18 protein-coding genes are annotated in these 22,227 nt (G+C 34.9%); 5 read left to right on the top strand and 13 right to left on the bottom strand.

What is annotated here, in order from left to right:
* A partial coding sequence (locus MVY38_RS07955; RefSeq protein WP_297485036.1) for a cadherin repeat domain-containing protein occupies positions 1–973 on the bottom strand: 973 nt, incomplete at its 3' end.
* Between the two features lie 194 nt (positions 974–1,167).
* On the opposite strand from MVY38_RS07955, the gene MVY38_RS07950 reads away from it, so the two are divergent.
* The 4 genes from MVY38_RS07950 to MVY38_RS07935 are packed head-to-tail and all read left to right on the top strand — an operon-like array spanning position 1,168 to position 6,631.
* Positions 1,168–2,463, top strand: coding sequence for a TolC family outer membrane protein (locus tag MVY38_RS07950; RefSeq protein ID WP_297485034.1), 1,296 nt, complete (start codon positions 1,168–1,170; stop codon positions 2,461–2,463).
* Positions 2,447–4,627: a type I secretion system permease/ATPase gene (locus tag MVY38_RS07945; protein WP_297485033.1), complete on the top strand. Its 2,181-nt coding sequence runs from the start codon at positions 2,447–2,449 to the stop codon at positions 4,625–4,627. Before MVY38_RS07950 ends, MVY38_RS07945 begins: the two co-directional genes overlap by 17 nt.
* Complete coding sequence (locus tag MVY38_RS07940) at positions 4,624–6,006, top strand: HlyD family type I secretion periplasmic adaptor subunit (protein ID WP_297485031.1); 1,383 nt, start codon at positions 4,624–4,626, stop codon at positions 6,004–6,006. The genes MVY38_RS07945 and MVY38_RS07940 overlap by 4 nt, the downstream gene beginning before the upstream one ends.
* A 1-nt stretch (position 6,007) precedes the next feature.
* The gene (locus tag MVY38_RS07935; RefSeq protein ID WP_297485029.1) at positions 6,008–6,631 is read left to right on the top strand and encodes a LuxR C-terminal-related transcriptional regulator; all 624 of its coding nucleotides are present in this window, start codon (positions 6,008–6,010) and stop codon (positions 6,629–6,631) included.
* On the opposite strand, the gene MVY38_RS07930 is transcribed toward MVY38_RS07935, so the two are convergent.
* The 8 genes from MVY38_RS07930 to MVY38_RS07895 form a co-directional block, all read right to left on the bottom strand.
* A complete protein-coding gene (locus MVY38_RS07930) occupies positions 6,620–8,371 on the bottom strand; it encodes a lysophospholipid acyltransferase family protein (protein ID WP_297485027.1) in 1,752 nt (583 codons plus the stop codon). The genes MVY38_RS07935 and MVY38_RS07930 overlap by 12 nt on opposite strands.
* Positions 8,365–10,653 (bottom strand): MMPL family transporter, encoded by a 2,289-nt coding sequence (locus MVY38_RS07925; protein WP_297485025.1) that lies wholly within the window; start codon positions 10,651–10,653, stop codon positions 8,365–8,367. Before MVY38_RS07925 ends, MVY38_RS07930 begins: the two co-directional genes overlap by 7 nt.
* 9 nt (positions 10,654–10,662) lie before the next feature.
* Entirely contained in the window at positions 10,663–12,282 is a 1,620-nt protein-coding gene (locus tag MVY38_RS07920; protein ID WP_297485023.1) for a hypothetical protein, read from the bottom strand.
* Entirely contained in the window at positions 12,282–13,031 is a 750-nt protein-coding gene (locus MVY38_RS07915; protein WP_297485021.1) for an outer membrane lipoprotein-sorting protein, read from the bottom strand. The genes MVY38_RS07920 and MVY38_RS07915 overlap by 1 nt, the downstream gene beginning before the upstream one ends.
* A gap of 106 nt (positions 13,032–13,137) precedes the next feature.
* Positions 13,138–14,388, bottom strand: a complete 1,251-nt coding sequence (locus tag MVY38_RS07910; protein ID WP_297485019.1) for a pitrilysin family protein — start codon at positions 14,386–14,388, stop codon at positions 13,138–13,140.
* A gap of 41 nt (positions 14,389–14,429) precedes the next feature.
* Complete coding sequence (locus MVY38_RS07905) at positions 14,430–15,488, bottom strand: quinone-dependent dihydroorotate dehydrogenase (protein WP_297485017.1); 1,059 nt, start codon at positions 15,486–15,488, stop codon at positions 14,430–14,432.
* A 75-nt stretch (positions 15,489–15,563) separates the two neighbouring features.
* The gene (locus MVY38_RS07900) at positions 15,564–17,555 is read right to left on the bottom strand and encodes an EAL domain-containing protein (protein WP_297485015.1); all 1,992 of its coding nucleotides are present in this window, start codon (positions 17,553–17,555) and stop codon (positions 15,564–15,566) included.
* A complete protein-coding gene (locus MVY38_RS07895; protein ID WP_297485014.1) occupies positions 17,556–18,437 on the bottom strand; it encodes an ABC transporter substrate-binding protein in 882 nt (293 codons plus the stop codon).
* Between the two features lie 103 nt (positions 18,438–18,540).
* On the opposite strand from MVY38_RS07895, the gene MVY38_RS07890 reads away from it, so the two are divergent.
* A complete protein-coding gene (locus MVY38_RS07890; RefSeq protein WP_297485012.1) occupies positions 18,541–19,104 on the top strand; it encodes a DJ-1 family glyoxalase III in 564 nt (187 codons plus the stop codon).
* Positions 19,105–19,122: 18 nt separating this feature from the next.
* Here MVY38_RS07890 and MVY38_RS07885 read toward each other — a convergent pair whose 3' ends face one another.
* Genes MVY38_RS07885 through MVY38_RS07870 form a run of 4 tightly spaced genes read right to left on the bottom strand, consistent with a single transcriptional unit; the run spans position 19,123 to position 22,167 of the window.
* The gene (locus tag MVY38_RS07885; RefSeq protein ID WP_297485010.1) at positions 19,123–19,278 is read right to left on the bottom strand and encodes a hypothetical protein; all 156 of its coding nucleotides are present in this window, start codon (positions 19,276–19,278) and stop codon (positions 19,123–19,125) included.
* Positions 19,279–19,286: 8 nt separating this feature from the next.
* On the bottom strand, positions 19,287–20,405 hold the full coding sequence (cydB, locus tag MVY38_RS07880) for a cytochrome d ubiquinol oxidase subunit II (RefSeq protein ID WP_297485008.1): 1,119 nt from the start codon (positions 20,403–20,405) through the stop codon (positions 19,287–19,289).
* Position 20,406: 1 nt separating this feature from the next.
* Positions 20,407–21,936, bottom strand: coding sequence for a cytochrome ubiquinol oxidase subunit I (locus MVY38_RS07875; protein ID WP_297485006.1), 1,530 nt, complete (start codon positions 21,934–21,936; stop codon positions 20,407–20,409).
* A gap of 3 nt (positions 21,937–21,939) precedes the next feature.
* Positions 21,940–22,167, bottom strand: coding sequence for a DUF4492 domain-containing protein (locus MVY38_RS07870; RefSeq protein ID WP_297485004.1), 228 nt, complete (start codon positions 22,165–22,167; stop codon positions 21,940–21,942).
* Between the last annotated feature and the right edge of the window lie 60 nt (positions 22,168–22,227).

Here is a 22,227-nt window from a genome sequence, read left to right as displayed (position 1 = left end):
TTGTATCTTCATCACTTACACTGAGTGTACCGTTATAAGCAAGAACATTTGGCTCGCCTGACTCTACAACAGTAAGTGTATCTTCACTTGCTATTGTTGCTACATCTGCTACTACTGGTTGGTCATTGATATTATTAATATAAATAGAGAGAGTCTCAGTAGTTGCATTTCCATAAGTGTCTGTAACAGTTACATTTACATTGTATTGATTATCAGCACCTTGATCAAGTGGATGTTCATAATTTGGAGGTTGAATAAAGGATAAAGTTCCAGTTTGAGAGTTTAATGTAAAGAGGGCACTGTCTAGTCCATTTTCAAGAGAATAAGTTACATTACCAGCATCTGTGCTTGTTACCTGTATTACCGGTGTTGTATTGTTTTCATCGTATACAACGATAGATTCAGAAGTGATTACTGGAGCAGTACTGTCTGGAGTCGCTTGTTGAAGAGGACTTAGCAAAGGTCCCTCTTGAGATGTTGGAGTATTTTTTGTTTCTTCTTCAGCTATTACTGTTCTTGTTGCTAATGTTGTTTGAATTGGTGTAGACTGATTTACAAGAGGGTCGTTGATTGAGACATCTGTTTGAGTCTCTAAAAAAGGAGTGGAGTGTGTGCTGACAGCTTCATTACCAGTAGCTGTCTCATTTATATTGAATGGACTACTACTGTTAAGCGCTTGTTCGTCAGCATTAGCAGCTTGATATATAGAACTGTCTACCAATACGGTGAAGACTCCAGAGTACTCTGTGGGCTCAGGATGTGCAAAGTACTTAATCTCAAAAGATGCAGAATCATCCAGACTGGATATTTGCTCTCCTTCATAAATAAGTGTTCCATTTCTTATAGGGCGATTGCTCCCATCTGGCTCAATTATCTCTACATTTGTTAAATAACCAGACTCTGCAGAATCTAATATAACTTTACCTACAACTTTTTTGTACAACGGGTTAGACATATATGCTGGAGTACTCACAATAAACACCTTTAATTATTATTTTTGATATAATAGCACTGAAAATATAATTTGTAAATAGTACTTTAGTATGAGAAAATTTGATGCATGATGCATTTAGATTCTGTTTTTAGGTTTTCTTTAAGCATATTTCTAAGTCTATTATGTTAAAATTAATTATTCAAAATTAGAAAACATCATTCAAGGATTTAGAAATGAAATACATCCTCGCTTCAGCCCTTGCTCTTCCATCGTTGTTGAGTGCATTAACTATATCTCAGGCAGTACAGCAAACTATTGAGACTAATCCTAAGATTTATATTAAAAAGGCTGCTTTAGGTAGTGAAAAGGAGCTTTTAAGTAAAGAAAAATCTGGGTATTTACCTTCTGTAGATTTTTATTATTCTGTAGGACGAGAGAGAAGTCGAATGATTTCAAACTCTAGAGATACGGTTATAAATACTACTCAAAATGTGACAGGTACTGTGAGTGAAAATATTTTTGAAGGCTTTAAAACTCAAAGTGGTGTTGATAAGCAAAAAGCCTTGATTGTATCTGCAGAAAAAAATATGCAAAATGTAGTCAATAATACTGCTCTAGATGCTGCTGCTGCTTATATTAATATTATTAAAAATAAGTATTTGACAAAAATTGCCAAAGAGAATGTTGCAGTACATAAAAAATATCTTGCTCAGATTAAAGAGAGAGTTGATGCAGGTGTAGCTAGAAAATCTGACTATAAACAGACACTTTCTCGTTATGCAAATGCTCAAAGTAACTACTATTTTGCAGAACAAAACTATAAAAATGCCATCACTTCTTTTCAAAAAGTGCTTGATATGAAAGTAAATCCTGATGATTTTAAAGAGCCATCGATAGATAAGTTACCTACACAAAATATTGAAGAACTTATAAAACTAGCTCTTGAAAAAAATCCTGAGTTACTTATGAATCATGCGGATATAAAATCAGCAAAAGCATTAGTGGTTCAATCTAAAGCAACTTATTACCCAAAAGTTGATTTAAAATTACAAAGCTATTGGCATAAAAATCTCAATGGTATTGTTACAAATGCAACTAACCCATACGATACAGAAGATGCATATAGTGCGCAGGCAGTGTTGAGTTACAATATATTTCGAGGATTTTCAGATAAGGCAGTTGTAGAATCGAATAAGTATAAATTGCTCGAAAAAGAGAATGCCTTAGCAGACTTAAGAAGAAAAGTGATAGCAGATGTGAAAACTTCATGGCAAACATACAGCTCTACAAAAGAACAGATGAAATTTTTAAATCAACAGATTGAGGCGAGTAAAGAAACTGTCAAGGATTATCATGAAGAGTATAATCTTGGCAGAAGAAGTATTGTAGATTTGTTAAATATAGAACTCGAATACAATTCAGCGAAAAATCGTTTTGTTAAAGCAAAATATGAACATTATCTTGCATATTATAAGCTCTTAACATATACAGATGAGATGTTAGAGGAAATGAATGTCTCAGTTAAATAGTCAACATGGAGATCCTATTTTAGAGTGTTTGGTACTTTTTACCAAACTATATAATAGACCTTATTCTGCAGATGCTCTTATTGCAGATTTACCTGTTGAACCAGGGAGGGTAACTCCGCAGCTTTTTTCTTTGAATGCAAAATCATCCAAGTCCGCTTTTTCAAGAGCAGCAAAGCGTGCTGGATTTACCTCAAAGCTGGTTAATTACTCATTTAAGGATATATCTCCTCTCTTATTACCGGTTATACTTATATTAAAAGGTGACGACGAAAAAGAAAATGCATGTATATTAGTAGAAATAAGTTCAAATAGAGAGTATGCAAAAATCATTCTACCAGATATAGGTGAGGGTGCTAGTTGGATAAAAGTTGAAGATTTAGAAAAAGAGTATATTAATTTTGCTTTTTTACTCAAACCTGAACACCACTATAAAGATGCTCATAGAAAAATTTTAAAACATGAGAAAAAGCATTGGTTTTGGGATACTATTGCTTATTCAAAGAAAATTTATTTTGATGTACTAGTTGCTTCTTTACTTATTAACCTTTTTATTCTTGCTACGCCTATATTTACAATGAATATCTATGATAGAGTTGTGCCAAATCATGCACTTGATACTATGTGGGTTTTTGCAAGTGGTATAATTGTAATATATTTATTTGACTTGATTTTAAAATTTTTACGTTCTTATTTTTTAGAGAATGCAGCTAAAAAGAGTGATGTGATTATGTCTTCGATTCTTTATGAACAGGTTCTTAATATAAAGATGTCACATCGACCCCATTCAGTAGGTTCATTTGCTAGTAACCTCAAAGATTTTGATACTATTAGAAACTTTTTTACTTCATCGTCTGTTGCAACTATGATTGATCTACCTTTTGCACTTATTTTTCTTTTTGTTATCTATCTTATTGGTGGCTGGATAGTCGCCATTCCATTAATAAGTGCTTCAATTATTATTATTTATAGTTTTATTATTAAAAACCCTATGCAAAAGAGTATTGAGAGTACTTATGAAGCTGCTGCACGAAAAAATGGGGTTCTTATAGAATCACTTACGGCACTTGAGACCATCAAAGCATTGGGAATCAGTGGACATTCGCAATGGAAATGGGAAGAGGCGACAGGTGATGTCTCCCAAAAAGGTCTGAAGTCTAAAATTCTTTCTAATTCTATCTCAAGTGTAGTAAACTTTATAGTTCAAATTAATACTGTTTTTATGATTATTGGTGGTGTTTATGCCATTGGGGAGAAGAGTCTGAGTCTTGGTGGACTCATTGCAGTTGTCATGCTTGGTTCTCGTACCCTTGCACCACTTGCACAAGTTGCCTCTCTTATATCAAATTTTCAACAAACAAGGACTGCATATAAGGTACTTGACGATATTATGAAAATGCCAGTAGAGCGAGAAGAGGGAAAAAAATTTGTACAACGCCCATCGTTTAAAGGGAAAATAGAGTTTCAAAATGTGAGTTTTACTTATCCAGGAACTGAGAAAAAAGTTTTAGATAATGTGAGTTTTACAATTAATTCAGGAGAATCTGTTGGTCTTATTGGAAGTAATGGTTCTGGTAAAACAAGTATAGAAAAGCTTATTTTAGGTCTTTATGAACCTGATGAAGGCTCTATACTTATGGATGGTATTGATATTAAGCAGATTGATCCTGCCGATTTGAGAAATGAAATTTCTTATGTTCCTCAAGATACTATTCTATTTAAAGGTACACTCAAAGAAAATATTATTGTGCGTGCTCCTGATGCTCATGATGATGAAATCTTGAAAACATCTCAAATTAGTGGTGCTCAGACATTTGTTGATATTCATCCATTAGGTTTTGATATGCCGGTGCAGGAAAGAGGAGATGGCTTGTCTGGTGGACAAAAGCAGTCTATCTCTATCGCGCGTGCTTTTATTCGCCAAACACCTATACTACTCCTTGATGAACCAACTAACTCTATGGACAGTACAAGCGAAGCAAAATTTATAGAGTATCTTAAAGAGTATCAAAAAAATAAAACTATGCTTTTAGTTTCTCACAAAAATAGTCTTTTACAAATTACTCAAAGACTTATTTTACTTGAACAAGGGAAGATACTGATTGATGGTACATACCGTGATGTTTTACAAAAATTGAAAGTAAACCAGAGAGGAATAACATCATGAGTTTGCATGATAAATTTATTGAGTCCCCTTATAATAAAAAAGATTTAAAAAAGTTTTCTGTAAAAGATGAGGATGATTTGAAATATATGAATTCTGTTAGTGCAGCAATATTGATGCAGACAAAAATGAAGACGCGTATTATTCTTTGGCTTGCTGCTATTATTGTAATATGGCTTATTGTCTGGGCATATTTTGCGCAAATAGATGCTTTGACTCGAGGTCAAGGAAAAATTATACCTTCACAGCAATTACAGATTGTACAGAATTTAGAAGGTGGGGTAGTAAATGAAATACTTGTTAAAGAGGGTGAAAATGTTAAAAAAGGACAAATTCTTCTTAAAATAGATGATACAGATTTTGCAAGTAAATACATGGAAAGTCAGTTACGATATAACGAACTTTGGGCAAAAAGTTCACGCTTAATTGCGGAATCTTCTGGAAAACCTTTTCATGTGGACAAAAAACTTTTAAAAATAGCTCCTGAATTACTTGAACATGAAAAATCTCTCTATTTGACGAATAAAGAACAGTTAAATAATAACATTCGTATTTATCAACGCCGATTAAGTCAAAAAAGGACAGAGCGAAAAGAAGCAGAAGCAAAGCTTAGACAACTAAGATCAAATTATGTACTTCTAGCTAAAGAGATTCAGATGAATAAACCACTTGTGGCAAAAGGAATTGTTTCTGAGGTTGAATTTCTTCAGCTTCAAAGAAAAGCAGGAAAATTGCATGGAGAAGTGGAACAAACAAAACTCTCCATACCAAGACTTATTTCAGTGATTGAAGAGCAAAAAAATAATATTAAAGAGGTGAAACTTAAGTTTCAAAATACCGCAAAAGAGAACTACAATAAAACAAAAGCAGAAATGGAACGTATTAGTAAGAAAAATGTTGCACAAGAATATAAAGTACGACGCAGTTTAATACGCTCACCTGTCAATGGAACAATTAATCAAATTTTAGTTAATACTATTGGTGGTGTAGTAAAACCGGGAATGGATCTTGTGAAAATTGTTCCTTCACAAGATAATCTTATTGTTGAGGCAAAAATTCGACCTTCTGATATAGCTTTTTTATATCCTGGACAAAAGGCAATTATAAAATTTTCTGCTTACGATTTTGCTATTTATGGTGCTTTAAATGGTGTTTTGACGCATATTAGTGCGGATACTATTGTTGATAAAATTGATAAAAAAAGCTATTATCTCGTTAAAATAAAGACAGATAAAAATTATTTGGGAACTAAAGACAATAAGTTGAAACTTATTGCCGGTATGACAGCAGATGTTGATATTATTACAGGAAAAAAGACTGTATTAGATTATATACTTAAGCCTATTCGTAGAGCATTTATCAATACATTAAGTGAGCGATAGTGTGAAAAATATCATAATTTTTACCAATTCATTTGCAATTGAAAAACATTGGAAGAATGCTTTAAATGAGTATGCTGCCACTACAACCATAGAAGAATTTAAAAATTTAGTTGAATATCTTCAATTAAGCGATGAAAAGACAATTGTTATGTTTGACGAGCAGAGTGTAGTTGATATAGAAAAAGCATTAGAAGAGTTAAATGTTTTTACTCATATTGACTTGCTTTTATTTCATAATTTTCCAGATGTAGAACATGCCGTAAAATTGATAGGTAAAAATGTTAGGGGTTATGAAAATAGTTTCATACATAAGGCAAACCTACTTCAAATGTTGGAGAGTGTAGAAAACGAAAAGAACTGGTTCTTTTTAGACTTAACGCAGCATATAATAAATAGTTTCATTAAACAAAATCGTGATGAAGATAAAAAGCAAGAACCTGCTTTTGTTAAAGAGTTGACAAATAAAGAGCAGGTTATTTTAGATGATTTAGCACAAGGATTCTCAAATAAAGAGATAGCGTACAAAGAACAACTTGCACTCTCTACTGTTAAGGGTCATATTAGAAATATATTCAAAAAAGCAGGTGTTAGTGATCGAGTTTCCCTTATTTTATTACTTGGGTAAGTTTGCTGAATATGAGTTTTTTATATATCTCTTGCGTTTAGACTCTTTCATTTTGGAGTTATCTGCCATAATAAATCCCTCTACAACACCGTGCAGAGCGTCATTCACACTAAAGTCTAAGAAGCGTACAGCTCCCTCTTCATAAAGCTCAGTATACTGTTTAAAAAGTGTTGGTATGGCAGTATTTAATTTTTTTAGATACTGCTTTAAAATGATAAAATTTTCTTTATATGTTGGGGCATTAAATAGTGCATCAAACTCTGTTTTGTATTTTTCATTCATTATATATGGTGTTTTAGCTTTCATCACTTGCTCTTTACAAGAGAAATAGCGTGAATAAAAGTATACCAGTGCTGCCACCGCTTTTTTTGGTGTATCTGCATTGATGGTAACTGTACCGTATGTATAAATAATATTATGATGTTTGGCAAGGTATGCACCTACACCTTGCCAAAGATTGTCTAATGCTCGTGAACCCCAGTATTTTGGCAGGATAAAACTCCGTCCAAGTTCCACAGACTTGTCAATATAGTTCTGAAAATTTTTGTCATAAGTACAAAAATTATATGTGTATAAGCCTTGCATCCCTCTCTGTTCTACAATATCTTGTGTCTCACCAATTCTATATGCTCCGACAATCTCTAAATCTTCATCATCCCAAAGTATGAGATGTTTATAATAGTCATCATAGAGGTCATTGTCTTTTGTTTTTCCTGTTCCTCCACCGATGGCACGAAAGGAGATCTCTCTTGCTCGTCCAAGTTCACGAATAAGTGAAGTAGTATGCTCGACATCGGCTAATATAATGCGTTTATTATCTAAGGTACGCCCGAGTTGTTCTGCCTTAGCTACTTCGGCTTTAAGCAGCATTTTACTAGTAGCAGGAATGATGGTGTTTTGTGTTTGTAGCAGTTCGCCTCTTTTTGTACCTAAGTTGTAGAGATGTTTATAGAACATCTCTACATACTCATTGATTGGTATTTTTTTATCGCAAAAAGAGGCAGGAGGAATGATCTTTCCTATATGATAATGAAGTGGTGGTAATGTACCTGATATTGCGAACTCCCTTGGTAGCATGAGTCCGCTAAACTTCATCGGTAAAATGAGTGAAACAAGGTAAAAAAGTATGCTGTTTCTTGCTTCTATGCGAATAGGTAAAATAGGTGTATGATTTTTCTTTGCAATTTTTAAAAAGCTTGCTTTCCATGGTAAATCTTTAATGCCCTGCCAACTGAGTCTGCTTACTACTCCAGCAGGAAAAATGACAACAGCTTCCTCATTTTGCAGCGCTGTATTTATGGCTTGAAAACTCTTTTTTGTAATATTTCCACTAATATTGTCGACTGGAATGAGTATTCCTTCTGCTTGCTTTACGCCCATCAGCATTCCATTCACCATTAGTTTTACTTTTCTGTTTTCTCTTGCATTTGCAATAAGTTGTACAAGTGTAAAAGCATCAGATGCTCCGGTTATGTGATTTGCAATCACTAAAACACGTCCTATTGATGGAATATTGCCAAGTTCATTTGGTTCCACCATATAGCGAATACCTAGATTTTCCACCATACTATCTACAAAGTCCAAATTTTTTAGATAGTAATTTTTTTCGTATATATCATTAAATGTTTTTTCATGAAAGAGTTTTTGCAACATCTTAATAAAAAATCTATTGACACCTTTTGGCAGTTTTGCATTTAATTTTGCAAAATTTTTATTGTAAGCTTTTTCAATATCTAACATGTTTTTTCCTTCTTTTTTGTCTCCATTTTACTAATGAGAGCAGGGAGTAGTAGCAAGTCAATTGCTACGGCAATAAGCAGTGCAATGGCAGTAATAAGTCCAAAGTTTGCATTGAGCATAAATTGTGAAAATACAAAGACAATAAATGAACAGCTAAGGACGAGAGTCGTTAAGATCATCGCTGAACCTGCATAGTGCATGACATATGCAAGTGCTTCCTCAAGGGATAGACCTTGTTTGCGTGCTTCTGTATATTTGATTAAAAAATGTATAGTGTCATCTATGGCAATACCCAAAATAATAGCGCCAGAAGCAGCTACTCCTATATCTATGCTAATTCCTAACCATCCCATTACTCCGATTACAAGTATAATTGGCAGGACATTTGGAATAATGAAGAGTGGTATCATTTTTATGCTTCTAAAAATGAGCAGCATGACAAAAGAGGTTACTACAATAGAGAGCAGTAGAGAGTTTATGAGTGTGTCAGTCACATCATGCTGCATATGTGCAAACATCGCTGTTTGACCATCTACTTCAACAGAGTAGGGCGTTTTTTGCCACCATTTTTGTATCCAAGCTATCTGTTTGAGATCCTGCGAACTGTCCGCTACATTCATAGAGGCTGTTAAACGCAGCAGCTGCTCATTTACATCCATTTTGTCATTTATTTCCATTCCTTGCGGTAATGAAAGTGAGTAGAGTAAAAGGTACTGTGCTATAAGAGCATTTGAACTTGGAATGGTTTTACTAGAGTTGATGACTTCATTAAATTTTTTGACAACATCTACAAGTGAAGAGGTATGCCTTGCATTAGCAAATTTTGCAATGAACTCTTTTGAAAATTTATCAACTGTTTTCATAAACGCAGCGTCTTTAATTCCATCCATTTTTTTAGAATCTATGATTATTTCATAGCTAAGTGGGCCTGTAAGAGTGTTTTGTATGATTTTTACCGTTTGTCTAAAAGGAACATCCTCTCGAAAGTATTTCACTGCGTTTGAGTCAACTTTGAGTTTTGTCAAACCAAAGCCTATGCCGGAGGCGATGATGAGTGTGATGAAAATTATCTTCGTATCGTTGCGGAGGATGAACTTTGCATATTTTTTTGCAAATTCGCCCACGCCTTTGTCATCTTTTTGTGGTTTTACTTTGACTTTTATGTTTAAAATAGCCAATGCGGCAGGTACAAAAAGAATGGTCAGCACAAAGGCAAGCATTGCTGCGTTTGCAGTAGCAATTCCAAGCGTTTTAATGGGTACAATGTGTGAAATGCCAAGCGAAGCAAAACCTATGGCAGTGGTCAGCGAGGTGAGAAATGTAGCAAGCATATTTTTACTGAGTGTGTTGTAAATAGCCTCGTAGTTGTCCATACCATTTCTGCGTCCTAATAAATAGACCCAAAAGATGTGCATCGCATCGGCTATGCCAATAGCAATGATAAAAACAGGCATATTTGCTGTAAAGTTGTTGAGTTTGTAGCCAAGCATTGTCTGGACAGCAAGTACAATGATAAAGGTGAAAATTACAACTAATAGTGTTAAAATTACACCAGATAGTTTTCTAAAAATTAGCCATAAAATCAGCATGGCAATCAAAATAACCAAAGGCGTAAAAGTTTTTACATCATACTGCGCTAAAGTGCTGAATGTTGTATTTACAACTGGTCCACCAGCAAGATGAAAAGTGTAACCACTTGTATTTTCATCGGCAATGTATCTGTTTATGTCTTTCATAATGTGCTTGGATGCACCTATGGTTACACCTGCTTTAGGGTTTAGTCGTCCTACTATCATTGTGGTTTTACCATCTTTACTGATGATGCGATTTACTAGCAGATCTTCATGCAGGGCAATTTTCTCTTTTTGTTGCAACTCTTTTGGTGTAAGTGTGTTAATCTCTTTGATGAAATTTCCAATCAAAATCTCATCTTCATCCTCTTTGCTTTTATGTACATACTGGTAGTTTGTAAGAGAATCTACTCGTGCGATGTACTGCGTTTGCCACAGTTCATTTGTCAGTCTGTCGATGACATGCAGTGCTTTTTTATTAAAAACACCTTTCTGATCATGAAATACAATAATGATAGAGTCGTCATTGCCAAAGGTATTTTTAAAAGCGTCATACTTTTTAAGTGTTTGTGAACCCTCTTCAAACCAGATTCTGTATGAGCCGTCAAACTGGGCATTTTTAAGCTGGTAGCCAAGTACGATGGTGATGAGAGGAATTAAAATTACAATATACCATCTTAGTTTAATTATTAAATTGACAAATGTTTTCATGCTTATCCTCTAAAAATAGTAGCCGACTTTAAGGCTGATTCTCTGGTGTCTTCCCATAAGATTAAATACAGTAGGGTCATTTTTTGATGGCTCAATATAGCGGTAATCAAAAGTGATTTTATAGCTATCTGCTATGCGTGTCTTGTACTCAAAGTAGTAAACATCTTCATCATAATCAAGGTCAAAAATACCCCCACCGACAATAGTTGAATCATCGCCTTTGTTAAAGCTGTAGCGTACTCCTAAAAAGAGATCGTTTTGAAAAACTTCAAAAAGTTGCAGGTCGTTGCGTTTAGAACCATCTATGGTGTCATAGCTGTAGTACTCTGCAAGGAGTCCCAAATCAGCTTCATCATAAACTTGAAGAATGGTATGCTCAACTCCCAAACCAAGATGCGAGTAGTCAGAGATTTGGTCATTGTTCAAAACATCTGTGAAAATCGCTTCGAGTTTGTAGAGTGTCGCTCCTGAGACCAGCGTGTCATAAGTGATAAACTTGTTGACAAGGTAAGCATGCTCATTTGTCTCTATTTCATTGTTCGCTATAAGGTGTGTGGTGTAGTAGCGCTGTGAATCATAGCCGTTTTGAAAAATGACATTGTAATCAAGTGAATAAGCATCACCCTCATACGAATCAGAATACTTTACATAGATGTTTGGACGGTAGCGACCATGTTGTGTTTTGAGATCTTTAGAGTAGGTGATGTCTTTTGGAAAGTAGTAGTAGACATAAGGATATGCCGACATTTCACGAGGCTGCTCGTAAAGTTGTACTATAAAAGAGAGTTCTCCTGTCTCGGTATAACACGTGTACTCTGCATTAATGACACCAAGCTTTGTTTTGTAAAAGGGATCGGCTCGCAAATCATAAGGGTTGAAAACATCTGCAATATTTCGTACTTCGAGTGCGCCCCAAAAACGGATACTTTTTCCCACAAGCACTTGAGACTCATCAAACTCATATTCTCCATAAAGCTCATCAATACGCGCATAACTTCTATGTGTATCTTTTGCACCGCTCTCAAGGTCATTCAAATCCTGTTGGAGTTTGATTTTTGTGTGCAGCTGCAGGGCATCTTTTTTGTAGGTAGCTTCAAGGTCTGCGTTTAGTGTAATATTTTCAGGATTTTTATCTTTTGGTGCAATAAGATAAGACTGTGTAATCCAATTAAGATCTCCTCTGTATGACATATAGTCCATAAAACTGAGTTGATTAGGCTCTTCTACTGCGTTTAGGCTTACACTTTTTTCTTGAGAGGGTTGTGAAACTTCTTTTGTAACAGGTAGCGGCGCTGCGTTTGGAATTGTATGCTCTTTTACTTCACTGCGTTTAGGTATAGGCTTTTTAAATCTATACTTATATGTTTTGATGATTAGAGTGCCATTGTAATCTTTAAAGAGCTCTTTTTGTTCATGTTTGGCTTCTCCATAACGGTTATAACACCCACAGCGTACAGTATATAGTGATTTTATTTTGACAAGTTGGCAAGAATCAGGATAGTTGTGCAATTTAAAATTATAAGTAGAGTTCTTTTTGAGTTTGAAACTTGTTAACTGTACGGTGTAACAGGTCTCCTGTGTTTTAGCAAATATAAGCGTAGAAATAACAAGAAATAGTAAAAATCTCATTATTTTTTCAATACTCTTTTATTGAAATCTCTGTCTCTAAGATGGAGTTTTATCTTTTCATCTTTCCAGACAAGAATGGTCTTTTTATGGTTTTGGTGATTGACCATTGTCATCTGTTCTACGCGCCATTTTCCGTTTATTTTTTTATATTTGTCAAAAGTAGCAGTTTTAAGTAGTTCATGTTTTCTGTCATAGTAGTCCACTTTTTGAATGAGAAAAGTTTTGGCATCGACATAAGAGATCTCTTTTGTGTATCCAGAATTTTTACTCTTTGGAGTACGCTCTCCAATGTAGACTTTTTTGCCATCAAGTGTGCCGACTTTTGCATCACCTTTGAAGATGTATTTTTTTGGATTAAATGAGCTCAAATCTTCGTAAGAAAATTCTGACCCCATAAATGAACCCGACTTACTACTTGAAGCAATACGCTTTACACGCTTAAGTGCAGGGAGGTAGAGCCACTGGTCATCGTCTTTGTTTATGTGCTCATGGTTTAAAAACTTTGTCCCTTTGACATCTGCAGGAGAGAGAAAGGTCATAAGTGATTTGTTCCCTTTAGAACTCTCTAGTGTCATCATGCTCATATTGCGAGAGCGTCTTTGCTTGTTAGCATTGATGAGTGTCATTTGCATTTGTGACTTTGAACTTTTGAAGCCTTTCATAACAGCCTCACATTTATTTGCCACTTCTTGGTTTGTGATGGCAAAGAGGTTGATGGATAGAACAACGAGAATGAGAGTTTTTAGCATAGAAATAATTCCACCTTATAATAAAAAGTTATAGAATTATATCACATTTGTATTACATTTTTTTATATAAGATGCTTAAAAAAAGAGCAGAGATGCTCTTTTTGTGTTATTTTTTTAAAATAACTGTAGTAGAAGTGTTGAAGTCGAAGTATTTGTTTGCAACTTCTTGTACTTTTTGGGGAGTGATTTTATTGACATCCTCTTCATAGTGAAGGAGTGGCTTGACATCGCCGCGCACAAGGTAGCTTCCAAAGAGATTTGCCACAGAAGTTGAACTCTCTAACGAGTAAATAAAATCAGATTTTGTATTTATTTTTACTTTTTCTAGCTCCGCTTTTGTCACTTTTGTTGTCTTCATTTTGTTTATCTCTTTTATAAGCTCTTTTTCTACTGTCTCAGCTTTTACACCTGGATTACAAGTAGCCATAAATATAAAAAGTCCCGGATCGGTATTTTCCATATTGTAAGCATAAATGGAATTTACAAGACGCTTTTTATCTATAAGGTCTTTGTAGAGTCGTGAGCTTTTTCCAGAGTACAAAATTTCAGAAATTACACTCAGTGTCACTTGATCAGGGTCTTTAAAGTTTGGAATATGAAAAGTGATGGCAAGCATCTCGACTTCGCTATCTTTATGAATAATCACTCTTTTTGCACCATCTTGTTTTGGTTCTATAAATTTTACTTTAGGAATTTTCCCATGATTTTTTATCTTCCCAAACGCAGCCTTTGCCTCTTTGAAAACATCTTTAGGATTAACATCACCTGTAACCATTAGAACAGCGTTTTGTGGTTGGTAGTAGGTTTTGTGAAATTTTCTTATGTCGTTAATTGTCCATGTTTTGATGTCATTTGCAAACCCAATAGGAGTCCAATGATATGGATGGTAAATATAGGCATTGTTAAAGAGTCTAAAGTACAAGTAGCCAAGTGGTGAGTTGTCTGTTCTCCAGCGTCTCTCTTCCATAACGACATTTCTCTCTGGTTGGAATTCTTTATCTTTAAGGCTAAGATTTTGCATAAGTTCTGCAAAAAGACCTACAGAAGTTTTAAGGTTTTCTGTGCTTGATTTTATAAAGTAGTGCGTGTAGTCAAAACTTGTTGAAGCATTATTTACTCCTCCAACACTTTTTACATCTCTATCAAATTCACCAGCTTTAAGGTTTTTTGTACTTTTAAAGTTCATATGTTCAAGCATATGTGCAATGCCTGTTTTTCCCATTACTTCATTACGGCTTCCCACTTTGTAAAAGATGTCTGTTGAGATAACATCTGAATGATTATGGAGTGGAATAACTACAATTTGTAGTCCATTTTTGAGTGTTTTTGTTTCATACTTTGGGAGTGATGATGCCATGAGTGTTCCTGTTATTAGTAGTATTGTTAAAAAAAGTTTCATTATTTTCTGTCGCTTCCTATTGCCTCTGTAATGTTTTTAAACCCATCTGCTTTAAGAAGTTCTATAAGCTCTTTGTTTATGTTCATTATCATATCTGGTCCGTGAAATACCATGCCGCTGAGAATTTGCACAAGATTTGCACCTGCTTTTATGCGTCTGTACGCCTCTTGTGCAGAGTCAATGCCACCTACTGAGATAAGCACCGTTTTTCCATAAAGCTCTTTTGCTATTGCATCGAAGATTTTAAAGCTCTTCTCTTTAAGTACTGCACCACTAAGCCCGCCAATGCTTTTAGGATGTTTTACAAGTGAGTAGTCTATGGTTGTGTTGGTAGCGATGATGCCATCTGCTCCTTTTTCTACTGCCATTTTTGTAAGTGCTACGGCATCTTCTACTTCCATATCTGGAGCGATTTTGAGTAAAATTGGCATATTAGTAAGTTTTTTAGCTTCAGAAAAAAGTTTGGTGATGAACTCTTCATTTTGCAAATCTCTCAATCCTGGAGTGTTCGGCGAAGAGATATTGATAACGAAGTAATCACCCAAACCATCAAAAGATTTGATGAGGTGTGTGTAGTCGTTTATGGCCTCTTTTTCAGGAGTGATTTTGTTCTTCCCGATGTTTACACCAATAGGCGTTGTAAATGGGTAGCGTTTTTTGAGGCGTTTTACAACTTTGTAAGCTCCATCATTGTTAAAGCCCATTGCGTTTTGAATGCTTTGCTCTTCTACATGGCGAAACATTCTTGGTTTTGGATTTCCCGCTTGTGGCTTTGGTGTAACGGTTCCAATCTCGGTAAAACCAAATCCAAGTATTTGGATGCCGCGTATCATTGTTGCATTTTTATCAAATCCTGCGCCAAGTCCGACTGGGTTGTAAAATGTACGCTCAAAAATCTTTTGTTTGAGAGAGTCATCTGTTATAAAATGAGACTCTAAAAAAGGGTTAAAAGGAATTTGACAGATGTTTGGTAAACGCAGCACACACTCTGCAACATGGTGTGCATTCTCTGGTTGTAGTTTAAAAAGATATGGTTTTATAAAATCATAATTTAGCATAATCATCCATTTAGGGTACTTTGTGCCCTTTATTTAAAATGGAGTGATTATACTTAAAAAAAGGTTACAGATATATTATGAGATATGATTATACTCTTTAAAACGCTCTTCAAATTGGTGTGCAGGAAGAGGTTTAGAGCAGAGATAGCCCTGATACATTTCACATTGCATCTCTTTTAGAAACTCAAGTTGTTGCTGCGTTTCAACGCCCTCAGCTACTACTTGTAGCTTCAGGTCTTGTGAAATTCCTATTATCATATTTATAAAGGCTCTGTTATCTTGCATTGTGTCAATGAAACTTTTGTCAATTTTAAGCGTATCAAATGGTATATCTCTAAGATAAGAGAGTGATGAGTAGCCTGTACCAAAATCATCTAAAGAGAGCGTAATTCCAAGTTTTTTCATCTCATGTAGGAGTTTGATTTTTTCATCAAACTCTTTTATAAGTACTGATTCAGTAAGTTCGATGTCAAGTTTTGCACTTTCAATGCAGTGAAGATTTTCTTCAAGCATTTCAAGGAAGTTTCTCTCTTCAAGCTGCACTCCTGAGACATTGATGGAGAGTTTTATATCTTTGAGTGGTGTTGTTTGCCACTTTTGTATCTGCTCACAAGCCTCTTTGATTATCCACTCTCCTATGGCGATTATCATTCCGTTTTCTTCTATTATGGGAATAAATCTATCTGGTGCAATGATGCCCTCTTGGGGGTCAACAAGACGGATGAGCGCTTCACAGCCTGTTATAGTATTGGTATTTATATCAACTTTTGGCTGGTAAAAGAGTTCAAAATAACCTTTTTCTAATGCAGTTGAGAGGAGTGTTTGCATTTTTATCTTCTCTTGGACACTTTTGTTGAGTTGGTCTGTAAAGAACTGGTAGTTGTTTTTGCCAAGTGCTTTTGCATTGTACATAGCAATATCTGCATGTTTGAGCAGTGTGTTAAAGTCTTTGCCATCTTTTGGATAGATGGCAACACCCATACTTACTGTAATGTTATAACGCTCCTTTTGAATGAGAATAGGAGTAGCAATATGGTGCTGGATACGATTAAGAACTTCAATGATACTATGCTCATTTTCAGTGTCGGGGAGCACAACAAGAAATTCATCACCACCAATTCTAGCAGGAATATCATTTTCTCTTATAGCATTACGCAGATAGTTGGCGATACGCTTGAGTACAATATCACCAAAATGGTGACCGAGGGAGTCATTTATATTTTTAAAGTTGTCTAAATCAAGAAAAATGATAGCAAACTTTTTATGGCTTCTCTTTGAAGAAGCAATAACACGCTTTATTTGAGATTGCAGGTCATTTCTGTTGTAAAGCTGTGTGAGTGGATCTTTAGTAGAGAGGTTGTAGAGATTTTCCTGCTCTGTTTTAAGACGCTTAAATGTCATCTCTAAAGAGTATCTAATGGATTCAAACTCTTTGATGACAAATTCTTTAGGCGGATATTCACTATAATATGCATAGTTTCTAAGTGCTTCTAATGGACTAATAACATAGTTATGAAGTAAAAAGTAGAGAAGCAGAAAAAAGATAAAAGTAAAAAAGAGGGCAACTTCAAGTATCTGTTGTGCTTCTTGTGTCAGTATTTTATGAATGTATTGCAAATCAATACCTAAAATTACTGTGTAATCATGTCCCACTAAACCTTCAAAATGCTCTATGGTAAATTTATAACAGGGTGTTGTGTCAAGTTTGCTTTGCATTATTTTTGTAATGGGAACACATGTTTTGTTCTGATCTGACACACCTTTGGTATAGTCTATTGAAGAGTAAATGATTTTATTTTTCTCATTGACAATTTCAATGGAAGAGAGGGCTTTGTTACCAACAAGACGACTATCAAGCTGCGATGTAATAGTACCAATATGTGTAGGGTCAAAATTTTTTCGTAAAAATTCATTGAGGTTAAGTGCTGCCGTTTGCAAATTTGTCTGTAGCAGTGTTTCTGTAATGCGTTTTTCTTTTAAATAAAAGTCATAAAAAAGTACAAATACACTAACGAGTATAAATGTTAATACAAGGGAAGAGAATTTTTTAATTGATATAGTTTTCATCTATTTGAGTATTGTTTCCTTGGTGTAGTGGTATTTGTTAATGAACTCTAAAAGATCATCAGAGGGCTTGTTTATCCATTTGATATTTTTAAGTGAAGTTCTAAACTCATTATAATTAATGTTAGAGAGATACCTTGCTACTGTCTTATATGCTTGATGTGGATTTTGCTTGATTTCATCTATTGACTGGTCTATTACTTTTTTTAGTTTGAGTAATCTTTTTTTATCATTTTTTAGTAGTTCTTTTGTGCTGCAGAGTGCATCGATAACAATAATACTGTCAATATTTTTTGTTGATGCGACTTCATGAAAAGCTTTTGCTTTGAGTGCAACATCGTAAGGAGTGTAGGTAACAATGAGTACATCTTTATTTTTAAGTTTTTTAAAGTTCACATCATGTATTTGCTCCTGATCTTTGTTGATGATTATAAGTTTATCGAGACTTATGGAGTTGTTTGCAACAAAATCTTTTAAAATCTCTTGATTAATAGAATCTACTTCCAAGTAAGTATAGATTTTTTTGCTCTTTTTGAGCGCTTCAATACTACGGTTTGAAAGTACCATATCTCCACCATTAGAGCGATCTAGCAAGATGATTGGGACAATGTCATGTGTTGATTCGTTTAAAGAGTTGTACTCATGTTGTGTTGTAGTGACCATATTTGCCTGCCCGACACGATAAACATCAGCTGCTTCGCCAAGGGAGACACTATTTATGAGTTTGATATTGAGCTTTTTAAGGTAGCCCTTTTGATAAGCATAAAAGAGAGGTGAATAACCTATCCACTGGTTTGTAGAAATAGTTATAGGTTTATCTACCGGTTTTGAGGAACAAGATATGAAAAAAAAAGGTAGAAGAAAAAATATGAGTAAATTTTTCAAATGCAAGAGTTCCTTAAAATTAAATACTCACATCATATCACTAATTATTTTAATTATTTATAAATATTGTAGTAAAATAAGAGAAAAAAATGAAGGATGAATTATGAGCATAAAAGTTTTAGTACCCCTTGCAGGTGAATTTGAGGAGATAGAGGCTGTAAGCATCATAGATGTTCTTAGACGCGCAGAGATAGAAGTAGTAGTGGCTTCTCTAAACGCAGCGATGCTGGTAAAAGGTGCAAATGGCATTACAATTGAAGCTGATGTAGAGGTAAAAGATGTAAACGCAGATGAACTTGATATGATAGTGCTTCCTGGAGGATGGGGCGGTACACATGCACTCGCAGATGATAAAAATGTGCAAAATCTCTTGCGTGAAATGGATGCAAAAGGTAAAAATATAGGCGCTATCTGCGCTGCACCATTTGCTCTGAATAAAGCGGGTGTTTTAAAAGAGAAATACACTTGTTACCCTTCTGTAGAAGAGGAGATAAAAAAAGAGGGCTATATGGGTGATACAACGATGGTGGTAGAAGATGCAAATATTATGACCTCTCGTGGTCCTGCAACTGCCATCTGTTTTGCACTTGCAATTGTGAAAAAGCTTAAAGGCGAAGAGAGTTATGATGCTATTAAAAGCGGACTTTTGGTAAATTATTGTAACTAAATGGATAAACGGGGGAAGTTATTTCCCCAGCTTATCTTCTGCATGAAGAGCTTCAAGCTCTTCAAGGCGTTCCATCTTTTCAAAATGTCCAAGGTTTAACTGGACAAACTTTAAGCTAATATATATAAGAATTGGCCAACTTAGATACCAAATTATTTCAGATAAATTTTCCATAAAATCTCCTAGTAGTGATGTGAATCAGATTTGATTTCATCGATTGTTAATTTTGTTTTGTCCATAGAACGCCATACAAAGAAAATGTACCCTGCAACAACAGGAACAAGAAGCGATACAACAGCCATAACGCTTAGTGTATAGTGACTTCCTGAAGAGTTTGCAATGGTGAGTGAACTCTGCATATCGGCAAGTGATGGATAGTAAACTGAGTTGTCAAGCCCTAAAATAAGCATAACAATTGTGACAGTTAAAATAACGCCAAAACCTGTAAACCAAATAGCTTTATCACTGTTTTTTATAAGTGCGATAAATACACCCCAAAGTAGGGAGACAACACCGACAACTAAAAGAACAAGTAATAATGGCATATCTAAAAAGCTATGAAGAAATTTCATACTTTTTACGCTTACAACGCCCGTTGTTGGGTCATAAACTAAACCTTGTGAGAATAGAACAGTTCCAAGAACAAACAAAAATAGCACTAAAAACATAATAAAGTTTACTGTTACTACTTTTTTGATTCTACCTATAATTGCAGGAGCATCAAGAGAGTTTAAAAAGTAAAGACCTGCTTGCATACGAGAGAGAAAAACAAGCATCAATCCAAACGCAATATTAAAAGGATTCAGTAGTGCTTCTAAACCGTAGCTTTGCATTGTCCAGTGTGAAAGGTGTGAGCTATTTACTACGAAATTTCCACCACTAAAGAGTGTTCCTAGTGCTACACCGATAAGAAAAATACCAAGTGAACCATTGATATAGAGAAGCGTTTCATAAAATTTTTCTCCATAAAGGTTATCTGCTTTTTTTCTGTACTCGTATGCAACCGCTTGAATGATAAAACAAAAAAGAATTGCCATCCAAACATAGTATGCACCGCCAAAACTTACAGCATAAAAGAGTGGAAACGCAGCAAAGAGTGCACCACCAAACATAACGAGCATAGTAAAAGTAAGCTCCCATTTTCGTCCAAGTGAATTAATGAGTAGGTCGCGTTCATCTTCAGTATGACCAAGTCTATAAAGCAGTGTTTGTCCACCTTGTACAAATGTCATAAAGACAAACAGAGCGCCTATGACGCTTACTAAAAACCACCAGTACTCTTGTAAAGTTAGTAAATCCATCTTAGTGTCCCTCCGGTCCGACTTTTATTTGTTTGAGCATAATTTTGACCTCTGCAATAAGTAGTCCTGTAAAAAGAATTGCAAAGAGCCAAAAAGTAATCATAACACTTGTAGCAGCTACATTTGAAGTCGCCATACCTACTGGAAGTAAATCTTGAATAGCCCAAGGTTGACGACCAACTTCTGCAGTAATCCATCCTGTCTCTTGTGCTACCCATCCAAAAGGAAGTGTAAAAAGTGCAAGATATTGAATCCATCTTTTTGTGTGTACTTTATTCATCATACTGTAGTAAAGAGTGATAATAAATAAAACTAAGAACCAAAAACCAAGACTTACCATTGTATGAAAGCTATAAAATGTAAGAGCAACACTTGGTACTGCATCGCTAGGCTTTTTAAGGTATCCATATCCCATATATTTTTCATGTGCTTCAAAAGTTTTAAGAGCCTCTTGTGCATGTACCATATCATGCTCTTTTTTATATGTTTTATATGCACCCAATGCTGCAACAGCTATTTTTCCCATCTGCATTTTTTGGGAAATAGGGATGATGTTGTACTTTTTATTTCCATTCATTAGATCATCTATACCTGGAACAAAAGCATTAAGTCTATGATAACCTAAAATTGAGAGTGCATCTGGAATTTCTATTTTTGCTAAGAATGGATCTAAATCATCTCCTATCTGTTTTGAGCTATTTAAAAGACCAACAGCAACAATTCCAGCTCTATTTTCACCTTTATATAAACCTTCCATTGCAGCTAGTTTCATAGGCTGAGAAAGAGCTACTTGGTGTGCAGATTCATCACCTGTTGTGATGAGGTAGATAGAAGCAAGCAGACCAAAGCTTGAAGCTACAATGATGCTTCGTCTTGCAAATTCTGTATCTCTCTTTTTCAAAAGATACCAAGCACTAATACCAATTACAAATAGTGAAGCAAGAACATAACCGCTACTAATAGTGTGTAAAAATTTACTCACTCCATTTGGATTAAAAACAACTTCCCAGAAATTTTGCATCTCATTTCTTGCTGTGTCTGGATTGAAGTGCATTCCTACAGGGTGTTGCATCCAGCCATTTGCTAGTAAAATCCAAAGTGCAGAGAGATTTGAACCAATAGCTACAAGCCATGTAGAAGTAAGGTGCATTTTTTTACTTACTTTGTTCCAACCAAAGAACATAACAGCAAAGAATGTTGACTCCATAAAAAAGGCCATAAGCCCTTCAATAGCAAGTGGTGCTCCAAAAATATCGCCAACTATCCAAGAGTAGTTTGACCAGTTGGTACCAAATTCAAATTCCATAATAATACCAGTGGCTAGACCGATTGCAAAGTTAATTGCTAAAAGCCCCATCCAGTATTTTGTAATAGTTTTCCACTTTTCATCTCCAGTCTTTACATATATAGTCTCCATAATTGCGACTATAAATGTCAAACCTAAAGTAAGTGGTACGAATAGCCAGTGGTAGAGTGCAGTGAGTGCAAACTGTGCGCGTGACCAGTCAACGAGTAAAGCAGTATGTTCCATGAATTAGTTCTCCTTTGTGAGTTGGTTTAAGATGTATTGGCTGCGTTCTTGATCAGTATGAAACTTCTCTTGCAGTACATCTGGGAAAAATAGCCATTTAAGAATGGCAAACATAACGAATAGTTTTACAACAATGAGTAGCCAAAGAGTTTTTCCGACCTTCATATTTACAAAACCATCGTAGTATAAATAGTAAATGGATTTGAAAAACTGTGTGATTTTAGTTTTCATAAGAGAATGCTATTGCAATAAATATTAGGTACTAATAAATTAAAATAATTAATTTTATAA

It is taken from the genome of Sulfurimonas sp. (genome assembly GCF_027056685.1).
Classification (GTDB): domain Bacteria; phylum Campylobacterota; class Campylobacteria; order Campylobacterales; family Sulfurimonadaceae; genus Sulfurimonas.
Note: the sequence above shows the minus strand (reverse complement) of the source record. Positions and strands in the feature narration are given on the sequence as shown.